This window comes from Bavariicoccus seileri WCC 4188 (genome assembly GCF_000421665.1).
In the GTDB taxonomy this organism is placed as follows: domain Bacteria; phylum Bacillota; class Bacilli; order Lactobacillales; family Aerococcaceae; genus Bavariicoccus; species Bavariicoccus seileri.
This window is the reverse complement of sequence record NZ_ATXL01000092.1, coordinates 1-2479: the sequence shown is the minus strand read 5'-3', so window position 1 is coordinate 2479 and position 2479 is coordinate 1. Positions and strand designations below refer to the sequence as shown.

General features: G+C 39.5%; 2 protein-coding genes. Both read right to left on the bottom strand.

Annotated features, from left to right (window positions below; translation table 11 throughout):
- Positions 1 to 54: 54 nt before the first annotated feature.
- Positions 55 to 801 carry an IS21-like element helper ATPase IstB gene (gene istB / locus H541_RS0110845; protein WP_276202769.1) on the bottom strand — a complete coding sequence of 249 codons (747 nt, stop codon included), beginning with the start codon at positions 799 to 801 and terminating at the stop codon, positions 55 to 57.
- On the bottom strand, positions 798 to 2357 hold the full coding sequence (istA, locus tag H541_RS0110840; protein ID WP_022797294.1) for an IS21 family transposase: 1560 nt from the start codon (positions 2355 to 2357) through the stop codon (positions 798 to 800). The genes istB and istA overlap by 4 nt, the downstream gene beginning before the upstream one ends.
- Positions 2358 to 2479 lie beyond the last annotated feature (122 nt).

Sequence of the window (2479 nt, the reverse complement as noted above, 5' to 3'; positions counted from 1 at the left end):
TGTAACTGTCAAGGACAATTGTGCACTTTTTGCTAGATAACTTTGTGCACTTTTTTATTCAAAAATTGTTTCTCGATGTTTCATTCGATGACTCTCGCCATCCATATGAATGACTTCACATCTATGAAGAAGCCGATCAAGAATCGCTGTTGCGATTCCTTGATCTCCAAGCATCTTACCCCAGCTGTCAGGGCCTTTATTAGATGTTAAAATGATTGAACTCTTCTCGTATAAATCGCTAATCAACTGGAAAAAGAGATTCGCTTCGTTTGTCTCCATAGCCATGAACATCATATCATCAAGAATGACTAAGTCAGCTTGTCTCACACGTTTGAGGCGAATTGCCGACTTTCGAACATAACCTTCGGTTTTGAGCAAAGAAATCAACTCACCCATTGATACAAAAGCGACTTGTTTACCTCGCTCAATGGCTTCCAACCCTAAACCAATGGCTATATGTGTTTTTCCCACTCCAGGTGGACCTAAGAGAACGAGATTGAAAAGTTGGTCTAACCAATCGCATTCTCGAAGTTGATCGATTTGTCGTTTACTGAGTGACATTGATTCGATAGTATCGAAGTCCTCCAAGGACTTTTCAAAAGGAAACTGTGCCCATTTTAAATACTTCTGTCGTGTCTTTTCTTCTCGACGATGTTCTTCGTGATTACATAGTGCCACAAGTAGCTCTTGATAAGTCCAAGATTGCTGTTCTGCTTCACGCAGAAAACCTGGCAGAGCCTGAGCCGTTTCTGTCATGCGGAACTGCTTGAATTGAGATTGAAGACTTTCTGTAGTACCTATGATTCTTTTCCTCCTAACACTTGTAGATATGACTCAACAGAACGTTCTACAGCGGTAATCGATTGATACCTTTCGGACAAACCATCACTCTCTATATCGTGGAGATTTGTCTGAAGTTGCCGACGAGCTAATTCGCTAGCCACATCTCTTAAGACATTTGCACTGAATAAATTTAATATGATACATTCATTCAACGCCTTGTCTAGTACGTTATTATTTTGTTCTATGACGGTTTCTATAACACGTAACTGATCTCTCATATGCCTTGGATACCTAATTTTGAGCTGGTTGATAAAAATGGTCGCTTCCTCTTTATTATGGAAATGACTAAGTACCTTACTAATATGCTGCTCAAGTTTCTGTTTTCTTTCTGCTTCTCGTCCATGATCAGGGTCTTTAGTCAGCTTGCCTTTCCCTTTAGCCAGGGGATGATCGGCGAGTTGATGACTGCTTTTCAGTTCGAACACAGACAAACGATTATTGCTTATTACTACACGGACTTTAGTTGTTTTTCTTGGCCGATAGGTTCCGATTGGAACCGAGTAATAATTAGACTTAAATTGAATCGTATTGTCTTTCAGAACGGTCTTTGTTATACTTTCATTATTCGAGAGAATAGGTTTATCAGAGATCGAGATGAGGTGTGACTTTTCCAGAGTGAACACGTCTATCGGTCTCTTTTTTATTTTTTCATGTTTTTTATAATTGCCTCTGCGAGTTAACCAGGACTCACATTGCTCCTGCCATGACTCAATGGAATAGAAGCGACGACCACGGGCGAAGTTGTACTTTACGAATTTAATGACGGCTTCGACTTTTCCTTTAGATTCTGGATCAGCGGCACGACAGACATGAACAATAAACTGTCTTTCCAGTACATAAGCCTGAAACTGTTTAGTAAATAAAATATCTCCATGATTTTCACTGACAATCATCAGCTTATCCTGATCATACACGATTTCTTCTGTTCGTCCTCCGAAGTAGTCAAAAGCATTCTCATGTGCCCTAATCACGTCGTTTGTCGTAAAGGGCTTCTCTTGCCACTCAGCGTATTTATAACGGGAGTGGGAAAGAACAAAGCCAATACAATAAAGCTTTACTCGACTATCAGTTAAGCCTCGTTTTACTGTTATTTCCCCAAAGTCCACCTGTATTTGCTTGCCGGGTGGTAATTCAGGCACCGCTTCGTAATTTCGATAGGTCAAAACCTTTGGAATACCGTAGGTTTCCCTGAGCTCTTTTACGTATGAACGGATCGTGCTTGGAGCTGCTTCGGTGTAACCGAACTGTTCATCTAACCAATCTTCGACTTGAGCCGATGAAAGCTCCGGCTCATAATTTAGCCAATTTAAAATTGTCTCTTTAAAGGGATCAAGCTTTTTTGACCGAATATTAAGGTTTTCCACCCAAGCGATTGCTTCATCTGGTCTTTTTTCTAAATCACTCCTAACGGTATTTCGATGTATACCAAGCATTCGACTTATTTTTGCATTTGAAAATCCTTTCTTTTTGTAATGATGTACTTTTGCAATTCTATTCACTTTTTTAAAATCCACCTTTTTCTTCTCCTTCCATTTGAAAAACTAACTCTTCTAGTTTATCAAATAGAACGAAAGTATGGGATAAAAGTGCACATTATTATCTAGCAGTAACTGCATAATACAGTTTAGCAGTCACA